This window comes from Campylobacter sp. US33a (assembly GCF_004378855.1).
In the GTDB taxonomy this organism is placed as follows: domain Bacteria; phylum Campylobacterota; class Campylobacteria; order Campylobacterales; family Campylobacteraceae; genus Campylobacter_D.
Map to the genome: position 1 here is coordinate 21,138 of NZ_RYYL01000005.1, position 24,935 is coordinate 46,072.

At 30.8% G+C, this 24,935-nt stretch carries 24 protein-coding genes and 1 pseudogene; 18 read left to right on the top strand and 7 right to left on the bottom strand.

What is annotated here, in order from left to right; translation table 11 throughout:
* The first annotated feature begins 1 nt into the window (after window position 1).
* Together maf and ELQ16_RS04570 are read left to right on the top strand one after the other, a co-directional pair.
* Window positions 2-553 (top strand): septum formation inhibitor Maf, encoded by a 552-nt coding sequence (gene maf, locus ELQ16_RS04565; protein ID WP_134238392.1) that lies wholly within the window; start codon window positions 2-4, stop codon window positions 551-553.
* Entirely contained in the window at window positions 553-2,484 is a 1,932-nt protein-coding gene (locus ELQ16_RS04570) for a penicillin-binding protein 1A (RefSeq protein WP_134238541.1), read from the top strand. The genes maf and ELQ16_RS04570 overlap by 1 nt, the downstream gene beginning before the upstream one ends.
* A 22-nt stretch (window positions 2,485-2,506) precedes the next feature.
* Here ELQ16_RS04570 and ELQ16_RS04575 read toward each other — a convergent pair whose 3' ends face one another.
* The 4 genes from ELQ16_RS04575 to ELQ16_RS04590 all read right to left on the bottom strand — a co-directional run bounded on the left by ELQ16_RS04575 (window position 2,507) and on the right by ELQ16_RS04590 (window position 7,894).
* Entirely contained in the window at window positions 2,507-3,517 is a 1,011-nt protein-coding gene (locus tag ELQ16_RS04575; RefSeq protein WP_134238393.1) for a sugar phosphate isomerase/epimerase, read from the bottom strand.
* Window positions 3,517-4,785 (bottom strand): MFS transporter, encoded by a 1,269-nt coding sequence (locus ELQ16_RS04580; RefSeq protein WP_134238394.1) that lies wholly within the window; start codon window positions 4,783-4,785, stop codon window positions 3,517-3,519. Before ELQ16_RS04580 ends, ELQ16_RS04575 begins: the two co-directional genes overlap by 1 nt.
* 150 nt (window positions 4,786-4,935) lie before the next feature.
* Window positions 4,936-7,509 carry an ATP-dependent Clp protease ATP-binding subunit gene (locus tag ELQ16_RS04585; RefSeq protein ID WP_134238395.1) on the bottom strand — a complete coding sequence of 858 codons (2,574 nt, stop codon included), beginning with the start codon at window positions 7,507-7,509 and terminating at the stop codon, window positions 4,936-4,938.
* An 82-nt stretch (window positions 7,510-7,591) separates the two neighbouring features.
* On the bottom strand, window positions 7,592-7,894 hold the full coding sequence (locus tag ELQ16_RS04590) for a metal-sensing transcriptional repressor (protein ID WP_134238396.1): 303 nt from the start codon (window positions 7,892-7,894) through the stop codon (window positions 7,592-7,594).
* Between the two features lie 230 nt (window positions 7,895-8,124).
* On the opposite strand from ELQ16_RS04590, the gene ELQ16_RS04595 reads away from it, so the two are divergent.
* From ELQ16_RS04595 to ELQ16_RS04640, 10 genes and pseudogenes are all read left to right on the top strand, one after another.
* The gene (locus ELQ16_RS04595; protein WP_134238397.1) at window positions 8,125-9,429 is read left to right on the top strand and encodes a S41 family peptidase; all 1,305 of its coding nucleotides are present in this window, start codon (window positions 8,125-8,127) and stop codon (window positions 9,427-9,429) included.
* A gap of 14 nt (window positions 9,430-9,443) precedes the next feature.
* Window positions 9,444-10,154 carry a phosphoribosylaminoimidazolesuccinocarboxamide synthase gene (purC, locus tag ELQ16_RS04600; RefSeq protein ID WP_134238398.1) on the top strand — a complete coding sequence of 237 codons (711 nt, stop codon included), beginning with the start codon at window positions 9,444-9,446 and terminating at the stop codon, window positions 10,152-10,154.
* A gap of 10 nt (window positions 10,155-10,164) precedes the next feature.
* Window positions 10,165-10,401, top strand: coding sequence for a phosphoribosylformylglycinamidine synthase subunit PurS (gene purS / locus ELQ16_RS04605; protein ID WP_134238399.1), 237 nt, complete (start codon window positions 10,165-10,167; stop codon window positions 10,399-10,401).
* Window positions 10,398-11,070: pseudogene (gene purQ, locus ELQ16_RS04610) on the top strand (phosphoribosylformylglycinamidine synthase subunit PurQ). The gene purS and the pseudogene purQ overlap by 4 nt, the downstream one beginning before the upstream one ends.
* Window positions 11,042-12,220 carry an SH3 domain-containing protein gene (locus ELQ16_RS04615; protein WP_134238401.1) on the top strand — a complete coding sequence of 393 codons (1,179 nt, stop codon included), beginning with the start codon at window positions 11,042-11,044 and terminating at the stop codon, window positions 12,218-12,220. The pseudogene purQ and the gene ELQ16_RS04615 overlap by 29 nt, the downstream one beginning before the upstream one ends.
* A complete protein-coding gene (locus ELQ16_RS04620) occupies window positions 12,198-12,893 on the top strand; it encodes a lysophospholipid acyltransferase family protein (protein ID WP_134238402.1) in 696 nt (231 codons plus the stop codon). The genes ELQ16_RS04615 and ELQ16_RS04620 overlap by 23 nt, the downstream gene beginning before the upstream one ends.
* On the top strand, window positions 12,887-13,255 hold the full coding sequence (crcB, locus tag ELQ16_RS04625; protein WP_134238403.1) for a fluoride efflux transporter CrcB: 369 nt from the start codon (window positions 12,887-12,889) through the stop codon (window positions 13,253-13,255). Before ELQ16_RS04620 ends, crcB begins: the two co-directional genes overlap by 7 nt.
* A gap of 228 nt (window positions 13,256-13,483) precedes the next feature.
* Window positions 13,484-15,313: a molecular chaperone HtpG gene (htpG, locus tag ELQ16_RS04630; RefSeq protein WP_134238404.1), complete on the top strand. Its 1,830-nt coding sequence runs from the start codon at window positions 13,484-13,486 to the stop codon at window positions 15,311-15,313.
* Entirely contained in the window at window positions 15,310-15,627 is a 318-nt protein-coding gene (locus ELQ16_RS04635; protein WP_134238405.1) for a rhodanese-like domain-containing protein, read from the top strand. Before htpG ends, ELQ16_RS04635 begins: the two co-directional genes overlap by 4 nt.
* Window positions 15,628-15,636: 9 nt before the next feature.
* Window positions 15,637-16,071, top strand: a complete 435-nt coding sequence (locus ELQ16_RS04640; RefSeq protein ID WP_134238406.1) for a hypothetical protein — start codon at window positions 15,637-15,639, stop codon at window positions 16,069-16,071.
* 13 nt (window positions 16,072-16,084) lie between these two features.
* On the opposite strand, the gene ELQ16_RS04645 is transcribed toward ELQ16_RS04640, so the two are convergent.
* From ELQ16_RS04645 to ELQ16_RS04655, 3 genes are read right to left on the bottom strand one after another with little or no spacing between them, the layout of a single operon-like run.
* Window positions 16,085-17,329, bottom strand: a complete 1,245-nt coding sequence (locus ELQ16_RS04645) for an ArsS family sensor histidine kinase (RefSeq protein ID WP_134238407.1) — start codon at window positions 17,327-17,329, stop codon at window positions 16,085-16,087.
* The gene (locus ELQ16_RS04650; protein ID WP_134238408.1) at window positions 17,326-18,000 is read right to left on the bottom strand and encodes a response regulator transcription factor; all 675 of its coding nucleotides are present in this window, start codon (window positions 17,998-18,000) and stop codon (window positions 17,326-17,328) included. Before ELQ16_RS04650 ends, ELQ16_RS04645 begins: the two co-directional genes overlap by 4 nt.
* Before the next feature lie 10 nt (window positions 18,001-18,010).
* Window positions 18,011-19,429 (bottom strand): DegQ family serine endoprotease, encoded by a 1,419-nt coding sequence (locus ELQ16_RS04655; RefSeq protein WP_134238409.1) that lies wholly within the window; start codon window positions 19,427-19,429, stop codon window positions 18,011-18,013.
* Window positions 19,430-19,614: 185 nt separating this feature from the next.
* Here ELQ16_RS04655 and ELQ16_RS04660 point away from each other — a divergent pair, with 185 nt between their 5' ends.
* From ELQ16_RS04660 to ELQ16_RS04685, 6 genes are read left to right on the top strand one after another with little or no spacing between them, the layout of a single operon-like run.
* The gene (locus tag ELQ16_RS04660; protein ID WP_134238410.1) at window positions 19,615-20,511 is read left to right on the top strand and encodes a DnaJ C-terminal domain-containing protein; all 897 of its coding nucleotides are present in this window, start codon (window positions 19,615-19,617) and stop codon (window positions 20,509-20,511) included.
* Window positions 20,512-20,522: 11 nt separating this feature from the next.
* Window positions 20,523-20,891, top strand: coding sequence for a heat shock protein transcriptional repressor HspR (locus ELQ16_RS04665; protein WP_134238411.1), 369 nt, complete (start codon window positions 20,523-20,525; stop codon window positions 20,889-20,891).
* Between the two features lie 3 nt (window positions 20,892-20,894).
* Window positions 20,895-22,517 (top strand): cation:proton antiporter, encoded by a 1,623-nt coding sequence (locus ELQ16_RS04670; protein WP_134238412.1) that lies wholly within the window; start codon window positions 20,895-20,897, stop codon window positions 22,515-22,517.
* Between the two features lie 8 nt (window positions 22,518-22,525).
* Entirely contained in the window at window positions 22,526-23,977 is a 1,452-nt protein-coding gene (locus ELQ16_RS04675; RefSeq protein WP_134238413.1) for a potassium/proton antiporter, read from the top strand.
* Complete coding sequence (locus ELQ16_RS04680; RefSeq protein WP_134238414.1) at window positions 23,964-24,302, top strand: hypothetical protein; 339 nt, start codon at window positions 23,964-23,966, stop codon at window positions 24,300-24,302. The genes ELQ16_RS04675 and ELQ16_RS04680 overlap by 14 nt, the downstream gene beginning before the upstream one ends.
* Window positions 24,295-24,915, top strand: a complete 621-nt coding sequence (locus ELQ16_RS04685) for an HAD family hydrolase (RefSeq protein WP_134238415.1) — start codon at window positions 24,295-24,297, stop codon at window positions 24,913-24,915. The genes ELQ16_RS04680 and ELQ16_RS04685 overlap by 8 nt, the downstream gene beginning before the upstream one ends.
* Window positions 24,916-24,935 lie beyond the last annotated feature (20 nt).

The following is a 24,935-nucleotide window of genomic DNA, read 5'->3' on the forward strand; positions in this document are numbered from 1 at the left end:
AATGATAATCCTTGCTTCAAATTCTATTTCTAGGGCGAATTTGTTAAAAGATGCTGGTATTGATTTTAAACAAGTTGGCTTTGATTATAATGAGAATTTGAATAAAAATTTATCCCCTAGTGTTTATGTGCAAAAAATCGTTTTGGAAAAAGAAAAGCAATTTTTAGAGAGTTTTAAAGATGAATTTAAAAATGAAATGTTGCTTTTTGCTGATAGTATAGTTTGCGTGGATAATAAAATTTTAACTAAGGCAAAAGATAAGGAAGAAGCTTATAAAATGCTTAGTTTGCAAAATAATTACAAGGCAAGTATTTTAAGTGCTTTTTTGCTAAGTAACCCTAAAAAACGTATTTTTTCTCTTTCAAAAACTACGCTTTATTTTAAAAAATTTGATGAAAATGCTTTAAAAAAATATGTGGAAAGCGAGATTTTTAAAGGAAAGGCAGGGGCGATTATGTGTGAAGGTTTTCATAAGGACTATATTTATAAACAAATAGGAAATTTAAGCACCGCTTTGGGGCTTGATACCAAAACACTAAAGGCTTATTTATGATGAAAATTTTAAAAACTTGCATTGCTCTTGCTTTATTTTTTATTTTAATTTTTGTTGCTTATGCTTTGTATTTATTTTTCGGGGCAAATATGGATGATTATGCTTTTAAAGAATACCGTCCAGCTCTTACAACACAAATTTATGATCGCAATGGCAAATTGATTGCTAATGTTTTTGAACAACATAGATTTTATACAACCTACGATGAACTTCCGCCACGCCTTATAGAAGCACTTGTTGCTATTGAAGACACTAGCTTTTTTGAGCATGATGGAGTAAATATCGATGCAATATTTAGAGCAATAATAAAAATCATTAGAAGTGGCGGCAAAACCATGGAAGGCGCTTCAACTCTTACTCAGCAACTCATCAAAAATACAGAATTAACTCCAGAAAGAACTCTAACAAGAAAAGTCAAAGAGGCCATACTTGCTTATAGTATAGAAACTTTTTTAAGCAAGGAAGAAATACTTGAAAGATACCTAAACTACATCTTTTTTGGACATGGATATTATGGAGTAAAAACTGCAGCACAAGGATATTTTCATAAAGAATTAAATGAATTAAGCCTTAAAGAAATTGCTATGCTTGTGGGTATGCCAAAAGCCCCAAGCACTTATGATCCAACCAAACACTTAGATCTTTCTATTTCAAGAGCTAATAATGTCATTAAAAGAATGCACAATCTTGGCTGGATCTCGCAAGAAGAATACACACAAGCCATGTCAGAAGTTCCGCAAGTTTATGATGAAACCCTCACTCAAAACGCTGCTCCTTATGTGGTAGATGAAGTCATAAAACAACTTGAAGGAAATATCACAGATCTTAAAACGGGTGGCTATAAAATAGAACTTGCCATAGACCTTGATGTGCAAAATATGGCTCAAAATGCTTTAAAATTTGGTTATGATGAGATTGTCAAAAGAGATAAAGATGCAAATTTAAGCACATTAAATGGTGCCATGGTTGTGGTAAATCACAAAAATGGAGATGTTTTGGCTTTAGTAGGCGGGGTTGATTATACAAAAAGCAACTATAACCGTGCTACTCAAAGCTCAAGGCAACCTGGAAGTTCTTTCAAGCCTTTTGTTTATCAAGCTGCGATCAATCTTGGATATTCTCCAATGAGTGAAATTGCTGATATTTCGAGAATTTTTGAAAGTACTGAAGAAGATGAGAAAGATTGGAAACCCAAAAACTATGGTGGAAATTTTCAAGGTATGATTACCTTAAAACAAGCTTTAACAGGCTCAAGAAACTTAGCGACCATCAACTTAGCACTTGCTATGGGACTTGATGTTATCCATCAAAAACTTAGTGAATTTGGTTTTAAAAACATACCCGTTGATCTTTCTATAGTGCTTGGCAGTTTTGGGATTTCTCCTTTAGAATACTCTAAATTTTATACCATGTTTGGAAATTATGGTACCATAAAAGAACCTATTTTAATTAAAAAAGTCAAAAATAAAAACAATGAACTTATTTTTGAATTTATTCCGCAAGAGCAAAAAGTAAGCGAAAGCGAACAAGTATTCTTAACTTTGGATATGATGAAAAATGCAGTTGAACAAGGCACGGGACGCAACGCAAGAGTTAAAGGTATTGAAATAGCAGGAAAAACTGGCACGACTAATAATAGTGTTGATGCTTGGTTTTGTGGTTTAACACCTGAAATTGAAGCACTCATTTGGTATGGAAATGACAATAACAAACCTATGAAAAAAACAGAAGGTGGGGCAAGAACAGCAGCACCTGTGTTTAAAATGTTTATCGAAGAATATATCCAGAAATTTCCAGAAAGCACGAGAAAATTTATGATACCTGCGGAAATTAAAAAAAGTCTATATAAAGGAGAGATAGAGTATTACACTCCAAAATCTCCTTTTCCAAGACAAAGCGTCGATCAAAGCGAAAGCGAGATTATATTTTAATCCAATTCTTGATTTAATATCCTTACAAAGCATTTAAAATTTCTTTTAAATGCTTCACGCTTTTCTCGCAACCTTCTTTTTGAAGTTTTAAAAGCTTTTCTAAATGCTCTTTTGAAACTTCTTGAGGATAGTAATACTGCATTGCCTTTAAACCCTTAAATAAAGGTTTTTCGATCTTAAAAGTACCCTTTCCAAGCTCACTCACTCCGCCTACTCCTTTTTCTCTTTTAAAAGTAGCGCAATAAGGATAACACTGCTCTATATTAATGCGTTCTAAACCCGCCTGTTTTAAAATTTCAACACAAGCTTTTATATCGATATTACCCTCACCCAAAGGCACACCACAAACATACTCAATCCCATCTTCAATAAAAACAATATGATCTTTACAATGAGTGCTAAAAGTATATTTTGCCATATCTTTGCAAGCCTTAATGGGCTCTTCATAAGCCATCATAGAATTTCCAAAATCATACAAAAACCCTACTCTAGGATGATTGATTAAATTTAGTAATTCTAGCAAATCATCAGAAGTTTGATATTCATGATTTTCAATAGCAAGTTTTAAATCGTATTGCTCTAATAAAGGTATCAAAACCTTAATTTCCTCGCTTGAATTTAAAAAATCATTCTTATCAAATTTAGCCGTGATTTTAGAATCATCAAACGCCCCATCGCTAGCATTTTTAACCTGCTTGCTTTTATCAGTTAAGGGTACATAGGAGCGAATGATTTTTGCTCCTAGAACCTGTGCTACTTTAGCAATTTTTTCAAATTTAACTCTCTCAAAACCCTTAGAATCAAGCTCGCAATACATATCATACTCATCAAGCTTAGCTCTTATCTTTGCCAAATGAGAAGGCTCGTTGCTTCCTAAGCATCCCCATTCTTCGTCCAATCCAAAATCTTTAATCAAATTTATAATTATTCCATTGCACCCTAATTCCTTAGCAAAATCAATATAAGAAAATATATCCATTCTGCCATTTTGAAACCAAAGGTGCATACTTTCTGTTTCTAAGCCAATTTTCATTACGCTGCCCCTTTTAATGCTTTTTTCTTAGCTATCATTTTAAGCAAGATGGTTGTGACTATCACACCGCAAATTGCAAAAAAGCCCATTAAGGCAAAAACAATTTGATAGCCCAATAAGCCTTTAAATTGATCGATAATAAAGCCATATAAAGCAAAACAAAAAAGTTGCGGCGAATAACCAAATATACAAGCTATACTCATCGCAGCACCACTAATCTCTCTTGGCATTTCAATTTCATCCACAGGAGCAAAAAATGTCGCACGCATAGTAAAAACAATAGCCGCAAAACCCAAAGTCAAACTCATACCAAAATAAATGTTTAACTTTTCATGAGGCATAAAAATGAAGATTAAAATTGAAATTGCTGCTAAAATCAAAGCAAAACGCAAATATCTAGTAGATGAATGAAAGGTTTTATCTGCCAAATATCCACCAATTGGTCCGCCAACTAGCTTTAAGGTGTATTGATTGATAATACCATAAGCACCCACCAAAGCTACAGGCATACCGTAAATATCTTTTAAAAAAGGTATAAAATAAGTAAGTCCACAATACACTGAATAAATAGTAAAAATTGTCAAAGAAACAACCCAAATTTCAGGAGTTTTAACAGCTTTTATAACTCCATTCCAAGCAGCTTTGTTTTTGCTAATCTCATGCCCTTGCTCATCTTTGGTATTGATCTTATCATCTTCAAGTAAGAAATATGCCAAGACGCCTGCAATGATAACACAAGCACTATAAAAAAGTATAGCCGCTTTTAAACCACCTGCCCCAGAACCCAAAAGCAAGAAAATTCCTAAAGCACTAAAAGCAACTATAGTATCCACAACACCACGCCCTGCTTCTAAAAACCCAAAAAGTCTTCCTTGTTGCGTAGAATCTCCAAGCAAACGAATAGCTTTTAAAAGCACAGGCCAATACACAACTTCTCCAAACAAAGAAAGCAAACCCCAAGCGATTAAAACCCCATAAAATGATGGAAAAGTAGAAATATAAATTCCAACCAAACCCACACAAATCAAAGAAAATGGTATAAGAATTTTCTTAGAAAATCTATCAGCTATATAAATAGAAGCAAAATTTCCCACCGTTTGAACGATACCATATACAGAAAGCGCGAGTCCAATTTGCGTATTGCTAAGATTCATAAACTCTTGCATAGGCACATAAAAAGCATCCTTTAAAGAAGAGAGCTTAAAAACCGTCCCTCCTCCTATAACCAAAACAATGAAAGTAAACCAACGAATAGGTTTTGCACTCATTCTTCCTCCTTTAGAATAATGTTGAATTTATATAGCATAGCAAAAGAGTAAAGAAAGTGCAAAAGAAAAGTATATATTTTTTAAATTTGTAAGTTTTTGGTAACTTTATAAGATAAAAAAAGTATGATTTATCCTATAAAGTTATTATTTTTAAACTTTTTTAATAATGATTTCATCATTTTGCGTATCAATGATAATCTCATCATTTTCACTTAATTCATCGGCTAGTATCATATCGCTTAACTTATCTTCTACAAGATCATAAATTGCTCTTTTTAAAGGTCTTGCGCCAAAATCAGGATCAAAGCCATCTTTGGCGATTAAAAGCGCAGCATTTTCACTTAAACTTGCTTTTATGCCTTTATTTTCCAAACTAATCTGCAAGTCTTTAAATAAAAGCTTAACGATTTCATAAGCTTCATCTTTGCCCAGTGGATTAAAGGTAATAATATCATCTAAACGATTTAAAAATTCAGGCTTAAAGAAATTTTTTAACTCATTTTTTACCGCATTTTCTTGTTCTTTTCCACTTAAATTCATAATAGCACTTGAGGCGATATTTGACGTTAAAATAATAATGGTATTTTTAAAATCCACTGTTACGCCTTTGCTATCTGTAGCCCTACCATCATCTAAAATTCCTAAAAGCACATTAAACACATCTTTATGTGCTTTTTCAACTTCATCAAACAAAAGCACGCTATAAGGCTTTCTACGCACTGCTTCGGTAAGTTCTCCACCTTCTTCATGTCCTATATATCCTGGAGGTGCGCCTAAAAGCCTTGAAACGCTATGTTTTTCCATAAATTCACTCATATCAAAGCGGATCATTGCTTTTTCATCATCAAATAAAAACTTAGCTAAAGCCTTAGCTGATTGTGTTTTTCCTACCCCTGTTGGACCTAAGAATAAAAAACTTCCTATAGGTTTGTTATCTGTATTAAGCCCTGCTTTATTGCGTTTAATGGCTCTTGCTAAAGCACCTAAAGCCTTGTCTTGTCCGATGACACTTTCTTTTAAATGTTTTTCTACTTCTAAGAATTTTTGTTTTTCAGAAGTTAGCATTTTTTGCACGCTAATGCCCGTCCATTTACTTAAAATCCCTGCAACTAAATCTTCATCGACTTGATTTTTAAGCAAAACTCCATTTTCACTCATTTTTTTCCATTTATCCTCTAAATTTGCCACTTCTTTTTCGCATTCTGGAATTTTGCCGTATTCTAATTCTGCTGCTTTTTGAAATTCGCCTTTGTTTTTTGCAAAAATAGCTTCGTTTTTTAAGCTATCAATTTCTTTTTTCTTTAAACTTATGCTATCAAAAACGCCTTTTTCGTTTTCAAATTGCGAATTTAAGGCACTTTGTTTTTCTTTTAAATTAGCCAATTCTTTAGAAATTTCATCAAGTCTTTTTTGATTTTTTTCATCATTTTCCATTTTTAAAGCTTCATTTTCCACCTCTAAAGTTTCTATGTCTTTACGGACTTTTCTTAAAGAACTTGGTTCGCTTTCAATCTGCATTTTAAGTTCAGCCGCAGCCTCATCGATTAGATCAATTGCTTTATCAGGTAAAAAACGATCTGCGATATAACGTTTTGAAAGCTTAGCAGCAGCGACTAAGGCACTATCATTTATAGTAACATTATGATGAATTTCAAGCTTTTCTTTAATACCTCTTAGCATTGCTAAAGCTTCATTTACACTAGGTTCACCTACATTTACAGGTTGAAAACGGCGTTGTAAGGCCGCGTCTTTTTCAAAATATTTGCGGTATTCTTTTAAAGTTGTCGCACCTATAGTGTGAAGCTCTCCTCTTGCAAGTGCTGGTTTTAAGATATTTGCCGCATCCATACTTCCTTCAGAAGCTCCCGCACCTACTATGGTGTGAATTTCATCAATGAAAAGTATGATATTTTCACTTTTTATGACTTCATTAACCACCGCTTTTAATCTATCTTCAAATTCTCCACGATATTTTGCTCCTGCGATTAATGCGCTCATATCAAGGGCTATAACTTTTTTGTTTTGCAAAGATTTTGGCACATCTTTTTTAACAATTCTTTGTGCTAAAGCTTCTACAATTGCTGTTTTTCCCACACCTGGTTCGCCTAAAAGTATGGGATTATTTTTGGTTTTGCGTATAAGAATTTGCATCACGCGTTCAATCTCTTCTTCTCTACCTATAACAGGATCAAGCTTGCCTTCGCTTGCCTTTGCAGTTAAATCTATACCAAATTTATTTAAGCTATCTAAGATTTCATCACTTGTTTTGCTGTCTATTTTACGCCCTGCTCTTAAGCTTTCGAGTTCTTTTTGAAATTCTTTAATATTTATAAATTTAGCTAAAATTTCTTTGATAGGATTTTTCTCACTTTCGCTTATAAGCCAAGTATCTACGCTTAAATAATTATCACCATTAGCACTCATCAAACCTTTTGCGCTTTCTAAGGAATTGATAAAGTCGCTAGAAAAACGCACGGTTTCACGATTTACATTAGAACTTGTAGCAAGATTTGAAATTTTGCTTTTAACTTCTAATTCTAAAGCTTCTTTGGAAATATTTAATTTATTAAAAATTTGATTTAAAATACTTTGACTGTCTACAACTAAGGCCCAAAAAAGGTGCAATGGAACAATTTCATTATTTTTAGAATGTATTGCTAAAGAAGCAGCACTTTCTACATTTGAAAGCATATTATCGGTTAAAAATTCTTGTATATTTGCCATTTTTTCTCCTTTTATTTTATATGAGTGATATTATATAACTTTAGTCAATTAATGTCAAGTTTATTTAGTATATTTTTTTAATTTATTTTATAAACATATCTATAGCTTTATTGAAATGTTCAACGCTTTTCAAATCCTTATCTTCGATAGCATGGATGATACAATGATCTAAATGCTCTTTTAAAATCACCTTAGCGGTGCTATTGATTTCCCCTTTAATTGCAGCAAGTTGTATTAAAACCTCGCTACAATCCTTGCCGCTAAGAATCATTTTTTTAATAGATTCTATATGCCCTATAGTTTTATTTAATCTAATAGTAATGTTTTTTTCATAACTTTTGGAATGCTTATGAGTATGTTCACAACTTGATTTTTTAACCGACATAATTTTCTCCCTATTTTTAATCCATAAAATTCATTTTAACACATTTTCGCATTTTAATCATTTTTATTTTATTTAAAATTTTAGAACTGTAAAAATTTTATAAAAATCTTAAATTTTTTATAATTTCAGCATAAGCATTTACAAATTTTTAAGCAATTTTTATTAAAATTAATCTTTTATTTTTAATTATCAAAAATAAAGCAAAAACGATAATGGAGTAAATTTAAATCATGAAACGAAAACTCTCTAAAATTTGTGGTTTTATAGGAACTTTAAGTCTTTGTGTATTTTTAAGCACCAGTTTAAATGCGGAAAACAACTCTAACGACGAACAAATTCAAAAGCGTCTTGAAGCTTTGGATAAACTTACCAAAACACTGGCTATTGTTGAGCAATATTATGTTGATGATGTTAATATTACCAATTTAGTCGACAAATCTTTATCGGGACTTTTAAGCAACCTTGATGCACATTCTTCTTTCTTAAATGAAAAAGACTTTAATGATGTTAAAATTCAAACTAGCGGAGAATTTGGCGGACTTGGAATCACAGTAGGAATGAAAGATGGAGCATTAACTGTAATTTCTCCTATTGAAGGAACTCCAGCTGATAAAGCAGGTATAAAATCTGGCGATGTGATTTTAAGAATTAACGCTAAATCTACTCTAGGAATGAGTCTAAATGAAGCAGTAGATCAAATGAGAGGCAAACCAAAAACCGATATTAGTATCACAATTTATCGCAAAGGTAATGCCAAGCCTTTTGATGTTGCTTTAAAACGCGAAATTATCAAAGTAGAAAGTGTATATTCAAGATTCATAGAAAGTGAAAATATTTTATATCTAAGAATTACTAATTTTGATAAGAATGTAGTTGCAGAATCACAAAAGAATATCCAAAAATATCCAAAAGCTAAAGGCATTATACTTGATCTTAGAAATAATCCTGGAGGACTTTTAAATCAAGCTATAGGACTTACAAATCTCTTTGTCGATCAAGGTATTATCGTATCTCAAAAAGGTAAAATAGAGAAAGAAAATGTTGATTATAAAGCTGATCCTAATAAAAAAATCACAAATCTTCCTTTGGTTGTTTTAGTTAATGGTGGAAGTGCGAGCGCAAGCGAAATTGTAAGTGGGGCTTTGCAAGATCTTAAACGAGCTATTATTGTAGGAGAAAATACTTTTGGAAAAGGCAGTGTACAATCCATCATGCCAATCAACGAAACTGAGGCTTTAAGACTTACCATTGCAAGATACTATTTACCAAGTGGACGCACCATACAAGCCGTCGGAGTTAAACCTGATATTGAAGTATTTCCAGGAAAAGTAAATACCCAAGAGGATGGCTTTAGTGTTAAAGAAAGCGATCTTAAACAACATCTTGAAGGTGAATTAGAAAAAATCGAAAACACAAAAAAAGACAATGAAAAACAAAATTCAAAAAACAAAGATATCATTAGCGAAAAACAAATTAATCAAGATGCACAATTAAAATCGGCTATTGATGCTGTAAAAATTTTAAGTATTAAATAATTAAGGAGTTAAAAATGACAAAAAAAGAATTGCTTTACGAAGGCAAAGGTAAAAAAATGTTTAAAACAGAAAATGAAGATTTGCTCATTACTGAATTTAAAGACGATCTTACTGCTTTTAATGCAGAAAAAAAGGGAAATGAGGCAGGAAAAGGTGCGCTAAATTGTAAAATAAGCACTGAAATTTTTCACCTATTAGAAAAAGAAGGTATTAAAACGCATTTGGTTGAAACTATTAGCGATAATGAACAAATCGTTAAAAAATGTCAAATCATTCCTATAGAAGTCATCGTACGTAATGTTGCAACTGGCTCACTTACAAAAAGATTTGGTATCAAAGAAGGCACGATTTTACCTTTTGCTTTGGTTGAATTCTGCTTAAAAGATGATGCTTTAGGCGATCCAATGATTAATGATGAGCATTGTATTGTACTAAATTTAGTTAAAGATGCAAAAGATCTTGAAGTTATTAAAAATATTGCCAGAAAAATCAATTCTATTCTTGTAAAATTCTTTGATGAAAAGAATTTAAGACTTATTGATTTTAAAATCGAATTAGGCTGGACAAAAGAAGGTGAAATAGTCCTTGCTGATGAAATCAGTCCAGATAGCTGTAGATTTTGGGATAAAGCTACAAACGAAAAGCTTGATAAAGATAGATTCAGACAAGATTTAGGAAATGTAAAAATGGCTTATGAAGAAGTTTTAAGAAGAATTTTAAATTAAGGCTAAATGGATGAGAATTACAATTAATGTTTTTTTAAAAAATGGTGTTTTAGATCCTCAAGGTAAAGCAACTCAAAAAGCTTTGCATTCTCTTAATTTCAATAACATAAAAGAAGTAAAAATCGCCAAACAAATTCAAATCGAACTTGATGAAAAAGATAAAGAAAAAGCAAAAAAACAAGTTGAAGCTATGTGTAGTGAGCTTTTGGTCAATAGTGTTATAGAAGATTATGAGATTATACTATGAAAGTAGCGATCATTCAATTTCCTGGGACAAATTGCGAATTAGACACAGCTTATGCTTTTGAAAAAATTGGCGCAAAAACTCAAATCGTTTGGCACGAAGAAACAGATTTTAGTGCAGATTTGATCGTCTTGCCTGGTGGGTTTGCCTATGGAGACTATCTAAGATGTGCTGCAATTGCCAAATTTGCACCTGCAATGAAAACCGTATTAGAACATATTCAAAAAGGCGGATATGTTCTAGGAATTTGCAACGGTTTTCAAGTGCTTTTAGAAATGAAGCTTTTAAAAGGCGCTATGAAACATAACAATTCTTTAAATTTCATATCCAAAATTCAAAAATTAAAAGTTATTTCAAACAACAATACTTTTTTAAAAAACTTCAAATCTAATGAAATTATAGAACTTCCTATAGCACATGGAGAAGGGAATTATTTTATCGACAATGATGGCTTAAAAGAACTCTATGATAAAGATATGGTTATTTTAAAATATATTGAAAATCCAAATGGTTCAGTTGATGATATAGCTGGGATTTGTGATGAAAATAAAAAAATATTTGGACTTATGCCACATCCTGAGAGATTTTGTGAAAATATCCTAGGTAGTGATATCGGTCTTAAAATGTTTAAAGGTTTTATATCTTGAAATTTTTATTTTATTTATTTTTTAGTTTCACGATTCTTTTTGCTCAAATGCAAGAAAATAGCGTATTTGAGCAAAATTCCAAAACAATAAATCCTCAAGAAATTTACAAACACATTTCACCAAGTGATGAATTAGGAAATTATGAAGAAAACATCAAAGATCCCTTCATTCCATCTGGAGTTTTAGCACTTAATGTGCAAGATTACAAAACATCTGTTTTAGTGGATGAAGTATTTGCAATTGTCCTAAATGCACAAACAAATGAAAACACGGATTTTGATTTTCTTGTAGAACTTGAAAAAACAGATGATTTAATTTTTTTAAACCCCGATCTAAAATGGATTAAAAATGGAAATACCTACACAGCAACCCTTTGGTTTCAAGCTAAAACATCCAATGCAAACTTAAGTAAAATTTCTGTATTTTTAAGTCGCAATAAAGAAGTATTCCAAGAAGCTAGCTTATTAATTAATCCTATTAAATTCGAAAAAGTTGATTCGGACAAAAATTACTCACATATTGTGGCCGACAGTTTAAATGTAGGAAAAGTTAAAACAAGCTATTTTGATGATAAAAATGTCATTATGATGGTTGAATTAAATGCTACAAATGCCAATTTACAAAATTTTAATATTGCTAATATCACAAAACAAGGAATAGAAAACTTCAAAGGCGATTATAACGCGTCAAGTGCTTTTTATTTCGCGGTTTTTAGCCCTTCAAAAAGCAATTTTGAATTTTCATATTTTAACACTCAAACTATGAAGCTAGAAACTATCAATTTAAAGGTTGAAATCAGTGAAGAAAGCATTAGTACTCAAAGTGATTTAAATCCCAGAAGTAATAGTTTAGTATTTTACAAACAAATTGCATTATGGATCTTAACTTTTATTTGTATTGCAATCTTTATATTTAAAAAAAAATTTATTATCTTAGGACTAGGAATTATTTTTCTTATCTGGAGTTTTTTAATCAATTCCAACACACAAACTGCAATATTAAAAGCCAATTCAAGAGCTAAAATTTTACCTACAAGCCAATCAACATATTTTTATACAAATACGCAAGAAGAACGAGTGGAAATTTTAAATACGAGAGATAATAACTATACAAAAGTGATCTTTTCAAATGGAAAAATAGGATGGGTAGAAAATGAAAATTTGCGCAAGGATTAAGTATTTTTTCTTTCTCTTTGAATTTATTTTCAGTGTTATTTTGGTTTTAATCTTATTTTGTTTCTCTAATTCGCAATCTTTTTTATGGAAAATAAGAAAAAAATGGGCAAAATTACAAAAAAAATTTCTTAATTATAGAATTAAACTCGTTGGAAATTTTAATCCAGAAGCAAAAATGCTAATCATTAACCATCAAAGTATGCTAGATATTATAGCCTTAGAAGATATTTATCCTAAAAATTTGTGCTGGATTGCCAAAAAAGAATTAGGTGAAATTCCTATCTTTAAAATCGCAATGAAAAAACCCAAACTTCTTTGTATAGATAGAAAAAATCCTCGTGATTTGGTGCGTATTTTAAAAGAAGCAAAACAAAGACTTGGGGAAAATAGAATATTGGCAATTTTTCCAGAGGGAACAAGATCTAAAGCTCAAAAACTGCTTAAATTTCAAAGCGGTGCTAAAGTTTTAAGTGAAAAACTGAATTTAAAAGTCCAACCTATTTTAATCGTAGATTCTGCAAAAATTTTAGATACAAAAAATTTCAGCGCAAAAAGCGGAACGCTTAAAATTATCTGCATGAATTTAGTAGATACCAATGATGAAAAATGGCTTGAAAATACAAGAAAAAAAATGCAAGAGCTTTTAGATAAAGAAAGGGCAAAACTATGCTAAATACTATTTTAGTTGTCGGTTTTGGTGGATTTTTGGGTGCTATCTTAAGAATGTTTGCTATTAATTTAGTTAATAAATTCTTACCTCATTCAATTAGCTTCGGTACTCTTTTTGTTAATGTTTTTGGTTCTTTTATCATAGGACTTTTATTTTCTTATGCGCAAAATAAAGGCTTATCTCCACTTCTTAAAAGCTTTATTAGCACAGGAATTTTAGGAGCCTTTACAACTTTCTCGACTTTTTCCTATGAAAATTTATTATTTTTGCAAAGCGGAAATTATTTAAATTTTACTTTAAATATTTTATCAAATGTGACACTTTGCTTACTTGCCGTTTGGCTTGGTTTTTTAATTTTTAAATGATTTGTATTCTTGCTTATTTTTAACTTTACTTCAAGCTTTTTCATTTGTAGTTTGGCAGATGATGTATGAAAAATGAAATTTTAGAGAATATGAAAGATTTAAAAAACCAAAAAGCTACTTTTGAAAATTAAAACATTTAGGCTTTAAGACTTTAAGCCTAAAAAATTACCTTTAATTTTGATTTTTTTGTTAAAATATCGCTTTTAAAAATTAAAATAAGGAGAAAATATGCAGTTTCAAACTGAAGTCAATCAACTTTTACAACTAATGATACATTCTTTATATTCTAACAAGGAAATTTTTCTAAGAGAACTTGTTTCAAATGCAAGCGATGCTTTAGATAAACTTAACTTTTTAAGCGTCAGTGACGATAAATACAAAAGCTTAAAATTTGAACCAAAAATAGAAATCAAGGTTGATAAAGATAAAAAAATTCTCACTATTAGTGACAATGGTATAGGTATGAACAAAGATGATCTTATCAACCATCTTGGAACTATTGCAAAAAGTGGCACAAAAAGCTTTTTAGAAAATTTAAGCGGTGATGCCAAAAAAGACTCTCAACTAATTGGGCAGTTTGGTGTTGGCTTTTACTCTGCTTTTATGGTAGCGGAAAAAATCGAAGTTTTAAGTAAAAAAGCCTTAGATGAAAAGGCGTATTTATGGACTTCTGATGCAAATGGCTATGAGATAGAAGATTCTACAAAAGAAGAGCAAGGCACGACAATAACTTTACATTTAAAAGATGACGAATTTGCAAATTCTTATAGAATTGAAAGCATTATAGAAAAATATTCCAATCATATACAATTTCCAATTTTTATGGAAAAAGAAGAATTTACCCCTGCAAAAGAAGGCGAAGAAGAAGGGAAAACCGAGCTTAAAATTTCACAAATTAATAAAGCAAATGCTTTATGGAGAATGCAAAAATCAAGCCTTAAAATTGAAGATTATGAAAGATTTTACGAGCAAAATTTTCACGATTCAAACAAACCTTTACTTTATCTCCATACTAAAAGCGAAGGAAAATTAGAATACAATTCCTTATTTTTTATCCCACAAAATGCACCTTTTGATCTTTATCGTGTGGATTATCAAAGCGGATTAAAACTTTATGTAAAACGCGTATTTATTAGCGATGATGATAAAGAATTATTGCCAACTTATTTGCGCTTTGTGCGCGGAATTATCGATGTGGAAGATTTGCCGCTTAATGTGAGTCGCGAAATTTTACAAGAAAATCAAATTTTAAAAGGTGTCAAAGAGGCTAGTGTTAAAAAAATACTTAGCGAACTTGAAAAACTTAAAAATAAAGATAAGGAAAAATATTTATCTTTCTTCAAAAACTTTGGAAAAGTTTTAAAAGAAGGACTTTATGGTTTCGGCGGAGAAAAAGAAAGCTTGCTAAAACTTATGCTTTATAAAAGCACTAAAGGTGAAAATTTGCGTTCTTTAGAAGAATATAAAAATGACTTACAAAATGAACAAAAAGAAATTTTTTATATCACGGGAAATAATGAAAGTCTGCTTAGAAATTCGCCCTTACTTGAGGAATATAAACAAAAGGGTATAGAAGTATTGCTTATGGATGATGAGATTGACTCTTTAGTAACCCCAATGCTTGGAGAATACGAGGGCTTAAAATTTGTAGCCATTAATCAAGTTGAGGATAAAAATGAATTAAGCGATGAAGAAAAAAATGAATTTGCACCACTTGTAGCCAAATTTAAAGAGCTTTTAAAAGATCAAGTTGAAGATGTCCGTCTTACAAGCCGTTTAAAAGATAGTCCAAGTTGTATAGTTTATGATAAAAATAAACCTGATTTTGCTATGCAGCAGCTTTTAAAACAAATGGGACAAGAGCAAACTTTTAAGCCTATTTTGGAGATCAATCCAAAACATGCGATTTTTACAGGTCTTAAAAATAATGAAACTTTTAGTGCAGATATAGCGACTTTGGTTTTAAACATGGCTAAACTTAGCGAAGGTATGGGTGTGGATAATCCAGCTGAGTTTAACGCAAGTCTTACAAAAATTATCACTAAGGCTTTTTCATGATAGAAAATATCCCTGCGAGCATTTGGACTAAGCAAGATTTAAGCGAATATCAAATTTTTGATGTTCGCACTCCAGCTGAATGGGAAGAAGATGGGATATTAGATGGAGCTATTTGCGTGGCAATGCATGATAATCGCGGAATTTTAAATACTGATTTTATAAAAGATTTAAAACCCCTACTTCCAAAAGATGATAAAAAAATCGCTTTTATTTGTCACAGCGGACACAGAAGTAGATTTGCGTGCGAATTGCTTTTGCAAGAATTAGGCATTGCTAGTGTAAATTTAGATGGTGGAATGCAAGCTTTAAATTAAGGATTTAGAATGGGTATTTATTTACTAATTGCGGCTTTGGCTTTTTTGTTACTTTATTTTGCCCTTAAAAAATTAACGATCAATATAGACGAAAAAGCTTTATTAGAACCTATAAAAGCAGATATTTACCCTAAATTTTGCGATATTATTGATGAAAATATTAAAAAATTTAAAGATAATATACAAAATGGAATTTTCGCATTAAAGGATACAGAAAAAAAAGATGAATTCCTTGAAAAATTAAGCGATCTAAGCAGAGAGCTTACTTTCATTCAAACTATGAATTTAAGCAATAAAAGCGACGCTATATGGCAAGAAGAGCTGTTTGGCTTTTTAAAAGAATTTGAAAATCTTATCATTGAATACCTAGAAAATTCCGAAGAATTAAGCGAAAATTTAAGAACAACTTTAATGAATGAATTTGAAAAACTTAAAAACCTATAATTAATTTCAGTTTCTAGTCTTTCAAAATAATATTTTGTAAATTTTTAAAATAGAAAAAATTATATCCATCTCTATATTCATAATCAAATTTTAAATTATGAGATTCCAAAATAGTATTTACAATATAAAGCCCCAAACCAAAACTATCTTTTTGTTTCATACCTTGAGTAAAAGCTTGAGTGTAATGCTCTAAACTATTGCCAAGCTCATTTCCTTTATTTTTAAAACACAAATGCTCTTTTGTGATATAAATTTGCATCATTCTATTATCAGAATATTTAATTCCATTATCAATCATATTTTTTACTGCTGTAGTAAAAAGTTTAAAATCCACATTGATATAAAAACTTTCTTGTACCGAAATTTGCACATTTCTATCATCACTCATGGCAATTTCCTTAGCTTCATCAATAATATCAAGGATATTATATTTTTTACGATTAATAAAAGCGGCGCCTGATGTGATTTGCTCAATAGCAGCAAATTCATTGATTAAAATTTCAAGTCGGTTAAAGATATTAGTTAATCTTTCTTTGTATTTATTATCTTCAAGCATTTCAAGCGTAATAAGCCCTTTGGTAATAGGGGTTTTAAGCTCGTGCATAATATTGCGAATGAAAAATTGCCTCGACTGATTAAGTTTCTTAATCTGCATAATTGCTTTATAAAAAGCATCTGCAACCTGTGAAATTTCATCATTTCCTGAACTTACATTACTGATTTCATCTAATTTATTTTCAGCAAATTTTGCAATTTGTTTTTTAAGAGTTTTCAAAGGTTTTAATTTACGAATGATAAAAATATACAGTACAATAAGCATCAAGATAACCCCAACCGCAATGGCTTTGATGATAAAATATCTATACGCTTGATAATCTTTATCTTTGTAAAGATAAAGTTTGCCTTCATAAATGATACTTAAAAAAATTTGCCTATCTAAAGTAATGATTTTAATTAATCCTGTAGTAGTTTGTGCTTGATCTAAAACCTCTCCGCGAAAAATCACATATCTAATCTCCTTAGGATCTTCGATTAAAACCATTTTATAATTTTTGGTTTGTTCTTGAAATTCACTTTCGCTAATTACCCCATTAAACTGTAATAATCTAGTATTAGCAATCAAAGAATATTTAGTATTTAGCTCTTTGGTGTAATTTTGTTGATCATACTCTATAAGCCATAAAAATGCTAGTATCACACTGACACTAGCAAAAATAAAAATAAAAGTAATGAGATAAAAAATAGAAGATTTATTCATTGAACAAGTTTATAACCTATACCACGAATCGAATGTATATACTTTGGAGTTTTAGGATCGTCGCCCATTTTTTGTCTAATACGGCTAATAATCACATCAATGCTTTTATTGCTTGAATCTTCACTAATAGATGAACAATTATACACAAGTTCCTCGCGACTTACAACCCCACCTTCTTTTTTAATCAAATAACTCAAAATATCAAATTCAGCATTAGTAAGATTGATCTCTTGTCCCTTCATAGTAATAACATGTTTAAACTGATCATAAACCAAGTCTTTTGTTGCTTTTGCTACTGTTGATTTGGTATTTGAAATGCGTCTTAAATGACTCTTAATACGTGCTTGAAGTTCTTTTGGATTATAAGGCTTAGGAAGATAATCATCAGCACCCAGATCCAAAGCATTTACCTTATCTGTAATATCATGCCTAGCACTAGAAATTATAATAGGTGTATCGTATTTTTTTCTAATTTCCTCACACACTTCAAGCCCATCAAGTCCGGGCAAAGAAAGATCTAAGATAATGAGTTGATACTCCTTTAAAGCAAGCTTTGAAAGCCCTATATAAGGCTCATGAGCAATATCAACTTTCATATCAAATTGTTCAAGATATTCACTAATGATTTCTGCTAATTCTAAATCATCTTCTATCATTAAAATATTAACCATAATTTTCCTTTTATTTTAAAATAAGCAATTGAGCATAGCCATCTCTATAAATCCAAATTTTAGCCGGAGTATTTTTAGCAAGTTTATTCAAAGCTTGCTCTAATTCTTTTAAATTTTTAATTTCAGTTTGTTCAACAGCAATGATAAGATCTCCCGCTTTAAAACCAAGCTCAAAGGCTTTAGATTTTTGCGCAACCTCAACCACTACAACCCCATTAATATTAGTTGGAATTTTTAGTCTCGATCTTAAATTCGCATCAAGTTCGTGAAGTTTCAAGCCTTGTATCACATCTTTTACAATACCTGAACTATCTTTATCGCCTTTAAGAACAAAACTTGTCGTATTGATATTTCCATCTCTTTCATAGCTTACAGTAAGTTTTTTATTTGGTTCTAAAGTGCCAATATAATTTTTTAAATCTGTAGGATTTTTAATGGTTTTTTCATTCACTTTAAGCACCAAGTCTCCTCTTTTTAAGCCACCTATATCCGCAGAAGATCCTTTTTCTACGCTAGTAATTAACGCACCTTCTTGATTTTTATATACTTTTTTAGAATCTTTAGATAAAGCAGCAATAGTAACACCTAAAATTCCTCTTTCTACTTTACCCTTTTCTATAAGTTTTTTCGCTATATCTTTTGCCATATTAGAAGGGATAGCAAAGCCTATGCCGTTATTTCCTCCCCCGCGAGAAAGAATAGCAGAATTAATCCCCACTAAATATCCCCTACTATCCACTAAAGCACCGCCTGAATTCCCAGGATTAATAGAAGCATCAGTTTGGATAAAATTTTCATATTGGTTCAAACCAATATTATTTTTATTAAGCGCTGAAATAATCCCGCTTGTAACGCTACTACCGACACCAAAAGGATTTCCCAAAGCAAATACTACATCTCCTTCCATCAACTCATCAGAATCAGCAAAAGTAACCGCTGAAAGATTATTGGCTTCAATTTTAATCACCGCCAAATCTGTCTTTGGATCTGTTCCTATTAATTTTGCTTTATACTCTATATCGCTATCAGGCAAGCTTACATTAATCACATCAGCATTTTCAACCACATGATTATTGGTAATAATATAACCATTATCAGAAATAACCACACCAGAGCCTAAAGAATTCACAACTTCTTTATTGGGTTTGTTTTGAGGTTGCGGAAAATTAAAACCGAAAAATTGTTTAAAATATGGATCATTAAAAAAATCTTCAATACCTAGCTGATTTGATCTAGTAACCGTTCTTGAAGTAGAAATATTCACAACCGATTTTTTAACATCTTTAATAGCATTATGATAAGATAAAATACCAGAATTTTGTCCATTTGCATCAATGCGTTCCACTTTAGAATCTGCTTCATTAAAAGCAATATTTGCCGCAAAAAGACAACTTGCTATCGTGGTTGATAAAATTATTTTTTTTAACATAATTCATCCCTTTTCAAAATAGTTTTTGAATTAAAAGTATAAAATTTGTAATTTACCAAATTGTAAATGAATTAGATAAAAACTTGAGTGATAAAAATTTATAAAACTTGATTGACTAAGACTAAAGTTTTTAGTATAATACTTCGATCAAAAAACGATAATTTAACTAAAAAAGGTAAAAAAATATGAGTAGTAGTTTATATGAAACCCTAGGAGTTTCAAAAAATGCTAGTGCTGATGAAATAAAAAAAGCCTATAGAAGATTGGCACGCAAATATCATCCAGATATTAATAAAGAAAAAGGTGCAGAAGAAAAATTTAAAGAGATAAATGCCGCTTATGAAATTTTAAGCGATCCGCAAAAAAAAGCCCAATATGATCAATATGGCGACTCTATGTTTGGAGGACAAAGTTTTCATGATTTTTCAAGAAGTGCAGGAGGAGCGGATATTAATGATATTTTAAAAAATCTTTTTGGGGGAGGCTTTGGGGGTTTTAATTCAAGAGGTTTTGGTGGCGGCTTTAAATCTGGCTTTGGGGATTTTTCAAATTCGGGTTTCGAAAGTGATTTTGAACAAGATTTAAACTTAAATACAAAAATCAAAATTCCTTTCAATACCGCTGTTTTAGGTGGAGAATACAGTTTTTCTTATCAAGGGGAAAATATTAAAATAAGAATCCCACATGGCATCAAAAACGGAGAAAAATTAAGAGCACGCGGCAAAGGCAAAAAATCTTATGGACAAAGTGGAGATTTAATTATCCAAGTAGAGATTGAAGAAAGTGAAATTTACAAACGAGAAGATGATGATTTATATCAAAAAATAGACATTTCTTTAAAAACCGCACTTTTTGGTGGAAAAATCACAATAAATACCCTTAAAGAAAATAAAAAAGAAGCCACCATAACTGTAGCTCCAAATTCTAGAAATGGACAAAAAATTCGCCTTAAAGGCTATGGGGTGCAAAATAGAAAAAACGATATTTACGGGGATATGTATTTGATTTTAAATATTATTTTGCCTGATATAACAAAACTCGATCCTGAGCTTATTAGAATGCTAGAAAGTAAACTACCTTAAAGGAGTAAAATATGGAACACAATTATGATGAACCTGTGTATTTAATCAGTATAGTTTCTAAGGTTTTAAACATCCATCCTCAAACTCTTAGACAATACGAAAGAGAAGGTTTAATCGAACCAAGTAGAACTGACGGGAAAATAAGACTTTATTCTCAAAGAGATATTGATAAAATCAAACTCATTTTGCGTCTTACTAGAGATATGGGGATTAATTTAGCCGGCGTTGATGTTATTTTAAAACTTAAAAATCAAATCAATGAATTTGAACTTTTGATTGATGAATTACGCCTAGAGCTTGATAAAAGAGATGGCAAAACAAGATCTGTTGTTAAGCATAAAAATAGCTTTGATTTAATTTTTTATGAAGAAAAAAAGTAAAGTATGGAAAATTTTTTACAAGTTTTTTTAGTTGCTACATCTTGTGCTATTGTTTTAAATGTTATTTTTAAAAAATTTGAAATTCCTACTATTATTGGTTATATAGTAACCGGAGTCGTGATTTCTTCTTTGTATAATTTTCAAAATAGCACAGAACTTTCACATATTGCTGAATTTGGTATAGTTTTTTTAATGTTTACCATAGGGCTTGAATTTTCTTTTAAACATTTACTTGCTATGAAACAAGAGGTATTTTTAAATGGAAGTTTACAAGTTCTTATTTGTGGATTAGTCTGTTCTTTTGTAGCTTTAGGAATTTTAGGTTTAAATGAAAAAATATCCATTATCATAGGACTAAGCTTGGCTCTTTCTTCAACAGCAGTAGTTTTAAAAATTCTAAATGACAATGGCGATATTAACGAGCAATATGGCAGAAAAGCCTTAGGAATTTTACTTTTTCAAGATATAGCTGTAATTCCATTATTATTGCTTGTAGATATTTTTTCAACTGAAAATAGCGACATTTCACAACTCTTACTTACAACCTTCATCAGTGTTTTATTACTATTATTACTGCTTTATTTAATCGGAAAATATCTAATCGACAGGGTTTTTCGCTTTGTTATTAAAGCATCATCGCAAGAAATTTTTATTGCAACCATTTTATTTATTGTAATTGGTGCGAGTTTTTTAGCACACTATTTTGGCTTTTCATATTCTTTAGGGGCATTTATTGCGGGCGCTTTGATAGCAGAAACACGGTATAAGCACAAAATAGAAGCAGATTTGGTGCCTTTTAGAGACTTGCTCTTAGGTTTATTTTTTATTACTGTTGGAATGCAGATTAATTTTGAAGTTGTATTTCAAAACTGGTTTTTAATTGGCATTTTAGTTATACTGATTTCTTTTATTAAATTTGGTGTTGTTTATGGCTTATTAATTTTATATACAAAAAAAAGAATAGCATTTAAAACCGCATTTGCTATTTCGCAAATTGGCGAATTTGCATTAGCAATTTTTTCACTTTTACAAGGAAGGGAACTCATAAATTTAGAAACAGCCCAAATTCTCATTGTGGTTTCGATTATCACTATGATTCTAACGCCCTTTATCCTCAACAATATTAAAAAAATCGCTAATGTTGTAGAGGATAAGTCCAATACAGAACTAAACCCTTTATCTTTTTCAAAACCCACCATTAAAGATCATATTGTAATTTTTGGATATGGTCGTTTGGGACAAGAAGTAGTACAAAGGATCAAAAATACAGGTGTGCCTTATTTGGTTTTGGAAAGTGATTTAAATTTGGTTGAATTAGGAATCAGTCGTGGAGAAAATATCTGCTTTGCCAACGCAGCTCAAGAAGAAACGCTTAAAATTGCAAATATCGAGCAATGCTCAGTTGTAGTGATAACTGTTGGAAATGAAGCAAAACTTGATATGCTTTATCAAAGCATTGCAAATTATCCAAAACCTATACAAACCATAGTTTTAACCAGTGGAAATTTAGAAAAAATACTTTTTTCCAATGCCAATAATTTCACTCATATCATAAAAGCCGAACAAGCTTTGGCTAGAACGCTAGTCCAAGAAGCCTTAGAGTGCAGAATTCAAAAAAGTAATTAGGAGAATTTTTGCAAGATTATGTTTTGATTTTATCTGTTTTATTTCTTTTTTGCGTCGCTTTTAGTAAATTTGGCGATAAATATGGCATCCCTGCCTTGCTTATTTTTATTTTTGTAGGTATGTTTGCAGGGAGTGATGGCATAGGTGGAATTTATTTTGATAATGGAAAAATCGCTCAAGATATCAGCATGCTTTGTCTAATCCTTATACTTTTTTCTGGAGGATTTGACACGACTTTTAAATTCATCAAGCCCATCTTAAAAGAAGGTATAATCTTAGCCACTTTAGGTGTTGTATTAACAGCTTTTATCATCAGTTTATTGTGCTATTATGCTTTAGATTTTAAATTTTATGATGCCTTATTATTGGGTGCGATTATCAGCTCAACTGATGCGGCAGCAGTTTTTGCTATCATGCGTTCTAAAGGTTTGAAACTTAAAAACAATATCACACCCCTGCTCGAGCTAGAAAGCGGAAGTAATGACCCTATGGCGATTTTTCTTACCATTACTATTATTGAAATCATTACTTTGGGCACTTTACCTAGCATAGGAACATTTTTATTTGTCTTTTTAAAACAATTTGGCTTGGCTTTGGTATGTGGTTATATTTTTGGCATTAGCATGCCTTTTATTATTAATAAGCTGAAATTTAACTACTGGGGCTTATATCCTGTTTTTACCCTAGCTTGGATTTACCTTACCTTTGTTTTAAGTGAGAAAATAGGTGCTAATGGATACTTAAGTGTTTATTTGCTAGGAATTTTTGCAAATAGCAAAGAATTTGTGTATAAAAAAGGACTTATTGGATTTTTTGAAGGTACAGCTTGGATTGCTCAAGTTGTAGTCTTTTTAACCTTAGGACTTTTGGTTTTTCCTTCTGAGTTGCCAAATGTTGCTTTATTAGGCTGCATCATTGCTTTTTTTATCATGTTTTTTGCAAGACCTATAGCGGTATTTTTATGTCTTGTATTTTTTAAAAAATTTAACTTCAATGAAAAAATTTTCATCTCATGGGTAGGCTTAAGAGGGACTGTGCCTATCATACTTGCCACCTACCCTTTGGCTGCAGGTATAGCAGACTCTCATTTTATTTTCAATATAGTTTTTTTCATCGTTTTAACTTCCATTTTAATTCAAGGAATTACTCTTAATCCACTTGCAAAATTACTTAAAATCATAGAAGAAGAAGAGATAATGCAAGCTAGCAATATACCTATTTCATATAACATTTTAAAACAATACACCCTAAAAGAAAATTCGCCAATTATTGGTAAAAACATAGCTGAACTTGCCTTAGATGAAAATTTCATAATCTTACTTGTAAAAAGAAATGGAGAATATATCAAAGCGAGTGGTTCTTTGATTTTTGAAGATAAAGATTTATTGCTCGTACTTTGTGATGATTTAAATCTTTACAAAAACACCCTAGAAAGTTTTAATGCCCATGAAAAAAAATGAAAAATTTGATCGTGTACGCTATGTAAGAAATTTAGAAAAATTTGCTAATTCTGCAAGCTCTGCGTTAAAAAGAGAAGATTATGATGAAAAACTTTTTCAAGAAAGAATGCTAAAAAACGCACAAAATTTCAACAAAACCCCTGCTGTAGTTTTAAATTCAAGCTATACAAAAGAACTTGAAAATTTTGTTAATGCTTGCTTAGACTTTAAATTCAGCAAAAATGAACTTTTGACAAAAGCTAATAATCTTGATAAACTCAAAAAACAACAAAGCTATAAAAAAGATAAACACAAAAACAAATTTAAGGAAGAAAATTATGATTAATATTATTTTTGATATGGATGGAACGCTAATTGATAGTGCTAATGCTATCACACAAGCAGTGAATGAAATTCGCAATGAGTTGGGTTTGGAGGCTTTAGAAAGATCTTATATTATGAATATAGTTAATACTCCTAATTTAGATTGGGCAAAAATATTGTATGGTTTTAATGAATTTAATCATCAAAGTTTTAAAGAAGGCTATGAAAAATATTTTTTAAAACACTACAAGCAAAGTGTTGTGCTTTTTGAAGGCGTTAAAGATGTGCTTGAATTTTGTAAAAATAAAAACTGTTATCTTGCTATAGCCACTAATGCTCCACAAAGTTCCTTAAACCCTATCTTAGAAAAGCACGAAATCATGCCTTATTTTCACAAAATTCTTGGAGTAAATTTTGACATAGAGCCAAAACCAAGTCCCATGATGGCAAATCTCATAAAAGAACAAGCTTGGTATGAAAAAAGTATTTTCATTGGAGATAGCAAAAAAGATGAAGAATGCGCTCTTAATGCCAAAATGCCTTATTTGCAAGCAAAATGGTATGAAGAAAAAAGCAAAGAAAATGAATTTAGCAACGCTAAAGAGTTAATTGAGCTTATCAAAAATTTAATGTAGGCTTAAAAAAAACTAGTATA

What these genes read in the sequence shown, in the direction of transcription:
- ELQ16_RS04645 (WP_134238407.1), bottom strand. Translation starts at nt 17,329, where the DNA reads ATGAATAAATCTTCTATTTTTTATCTCATTACTTTTATTTTTATTTTT.
- ELQ16_RS04595 (WP_134238397.1), top strand. Translation starts at nt 8,125, where the DNA reads ATGAAACGAAAACTCTCTAAAATTTGTGGTTTTATAGGAACTTTAAGT.
- htpG (WP_134238404.1), top strand. Translation starts at nt 13,484, where the DNA reads ATGCAGTTTCAAACTGAAGTCAATCAACTTTTACAACTAATGATACAT.
- ELQ16_RS04650 (WP_134238408.1), bottom strand. Translation starts at nt 18,000, where the DNA reads ATGGTTAATATTTTAATGATAGAAGATGATTTAGAATTAGCAGAAATC.
- ELQ16_RS04620 (WP_134238402.1), top strand. Translation starts at nt 12,198, where the DNA reads ATGAAAATTTGCGCAAGGATTAAGTATTTTTTCTTTCTCTTTGAATTT.
- ELQ16_RS04665 (WP_134238411.1), top strand. Translation starts at nt 20,523, where the DNA reads ATGGAACACAATTATGATGAACCTGTGTATTTAATCAGTATAGTTTCT.
- ELQ16_RS04570 (WP_134238541.1), top strand. Translation starts at nt 553, where the DNA reads ATGAAAATTTTAAAAACTTGCATTGCTCTTGCTTTATTTTTTATTTTA.
- ELQ16_RS04590 (WP_134238396.1), bottom strand. Translation starts at nt 7,894, where the DNA reads ATGTCGGTTAAAAAATCAAGTTGTGAACATACTCATAAGCATTCCAAA.
- ELQ16_RS04580 (WP_134238394.1), bottom strand. Translation starts at nt 4,785, where the DNA reads ATGAGTGCAAAACCTATTCGTTGGTTTACTTTCATTGTTTTGGTTATA.
- ELQ16_RS04655 (WP_134238409.1), bottom strand. Translation starts at nt 19,429, where the DNA reads ATGTTAAAAAAAATAATTTTATCAACCACGATAGCAAGTTGTCTTTTT.
- purS (WP_134238399.1), top strand. Translation starts at nt 10,165, where the DNA reads ATGAGAATTACAATTAATGTTTTTTTAAAAAATGGTGTTTTAGATCCT.
- crcB (WP_134238403.1), top strand. Translation starts at nt 12,887, where the DNA reads ATGCTAAATACTATTTTAGTTGTCGGTTTTGGTGGATTTTTGGGTGCT.
- ELQ16_RS04585 (WP_134238395.1), bottom strand. Translation starts at nt 7,509, where the DNA reads ATGGCAAATATACAAGAATTTTTAACCGATAATATGCTTTCAAATGTA.
- ELQ16_RS04670 (WP_134238412.1), top strand. Translation starts at nt 20,895, where the DNA reads ATGGAAAATTTTTTACAAGTTTTTTTAGTTGCTACATCTTGTGCTATT.
- ELQ16_RS04635 (WP_134238405.1), top strand. Translation starts at nt 15,310, where the DNA reads ATGATAGAAAATATCCCTGCGAGCATTTGGACTAAGCAAGATTTAAGC.
- ELQ16_RS04660 (WP_134238410.1), top strand. Translation starts at nt 19,615, where the DNA reads ATGAGTAGTAGTTTATATGAAACCCTAGGAGTTTCAAAAAATGCTAGT.
- ELQ16_RS04640 (WP_134238406.1), top strand. Translation starts at nt 15,637, where the DNA reads ATGGGTATTTATTTACTAATTGCGGCTTTGGCTTTTTTGTTACTTTAT.
- purC (WP_134238398.1), top strand. Translation starts at nt 9,444, where the DNA reads ATGACAAAAAAAGAATTGCTTTACGAAGGCAAAGGTAAAAAAATGTTT.
- ELQ16_RS04575 (WP_134238393.1), bottom strand. Translation starts at nt 3,517, where the DNA reads ATGAAAATTGGCTTAGAAACAGAAAGTATGCACCTTTGGTTTCAAAAT.
- maf (WP_134238392.1), top strand. Translation starts at nt 2, where the DNA reads ATGATAATCCTTGCTTCAAATTCTATTTCTAGGGCGAATTTGTTAAAA.
- ELQ16_RS04680 (WP_134238414.1), top strand. Translation starts at nt 23,964, where the DNA reads ATGAAAAAAAATGAAAAATTTGATCGTGTACGCTATGTAAGAAATTTA.
- ELQ16_RS04685 (WP_134238415.1), top strand. Translation starts at nt 24,295, where the DNA reads ATGATTAATATTATTTTTGATATGGATGGAACGCTAATTGATAGTGCT.